Source organism: Vibrio sp. AND4 (assembly GCF_000171815.1).
Classification (GTDB): Bacteria; Pseudomonadota; Gammaproteobacteria; order Enterobacterales; family Vibrionaceae; genus Vibrio.
The window spans coordinates 1-1,116 of sequence record NZ_ABGR01000136.1; the positions used below are offsets into that span (position 1 = coordinate 1).

Annotated in this window: 2 protein-coding genes; one reads left to right on the forward strand and one right to left on the reverse strand. The window is 43.5% G+C overall.

From position 1 onward, the window contains the following. A partial coding sequence (locus AND4_RS19225; RefSeq protein WP_009844659.1) for a diguanylate cyclase occupies positions 1-282 on the forward strand: 282 nt, incomplete at its 5' end. A 134-nt stretch (positions 283-416) separates the two neighbouring features. Here AND4_RS19225 and AND4_RS19230 read toward each other — a convergent pair. Next, the coding region (locus AND4_RS19230) for a diguanylate cyclase (RefSeq protein WP_009844660.1) at positions 417-1,116 on the reverse strand (700 nt) is incomplete at its 5' end.

The window sequence follows — 1,116 nt, forward strand, 5'->3', positions numbered from 1 at the left end:
AAATACACAGAAAGCTGCAAAGAGCATTTAGAAGAAGTTCGGGAGCTTATTGCCCAATACAAAATGATTTTGCGAGACCAAAACAGCCGCCCCGACGATTACAAACAAGGATGCCAAAACCGTGGCAGTGAGGGCTCAAAGCAAAAAGCAGTATCAGTAACAGCAAGTTTTGGTGTTGCAGATAGCCGAAATGCACGCACCCCTGCCGATGTGATTAAGCTCGCTGATGACGCTCTTTATAGAGCCAAAAACTCTGGGCGAAACTGTGTGAAATACAGTTAAGCTTAGCGTTTAAGATATGACGACGAAGCTAATAGTCAATCTCAATTATAGAATACGTTTCTGTAGAGATTTCTGAATGAGATCCTATCCAAATTAGAACCAAAAGTGACGCCGTAACCTGACTTACGCCAGGGTTAAACCTCTGATTCAACGTCATTTATTAATGTATAGGTATTTCTTCCTCGTGATTTTGCGCTGTATAACGCCTTATCTACCATCTCGTATAACTCTTCGATTTTCTCTTTGCCTGTGGGTTGGAACGTAAATACACCTTGTGACACTGTCACCTTACTAGCAACGCTTGAATAGGCATGGGGGTAATCCAAAGAATCCAATGCTACTTGAATACGGTCAGCTTCTTTTTTTGCGGTTTGCACATCGGTGTTATTGAGTAGGATAATAAATTCTTCACCGCCATAGCGACCCACGTATTCTCCAGATCGGCAGAAGGTCATAGTAAGTTGGCTCGCAATGGCTTGTAGGCAGCGATCCCCTTCTGTATGACCGTAATTGTCATTGAATAACTTGAAGAAGTCGACATCCAAAAGAATTATTGCCATGGGTATACGATGACGACCATGTAATGCAACCATGCCCTCTAACTTTTGGTCAATATATCGACGATTATAGAGCTTGGTCAGGCCATCTTCGTTGGCCTGTTGTTGTAAGCGAACGTTCATCTCTTCTAATTGTGCGGTCGCTTGTTTGAGTTCACGTCGCATGTGCGCGATACGCTGCATCGCCATCAGCTTAGAGTTAAGTACAAGCTTGTTGACCGGTTTAACCAAGTAATCATCCCCACCAGCCTCAATCGCTTTGGCAATCATTTCTGGC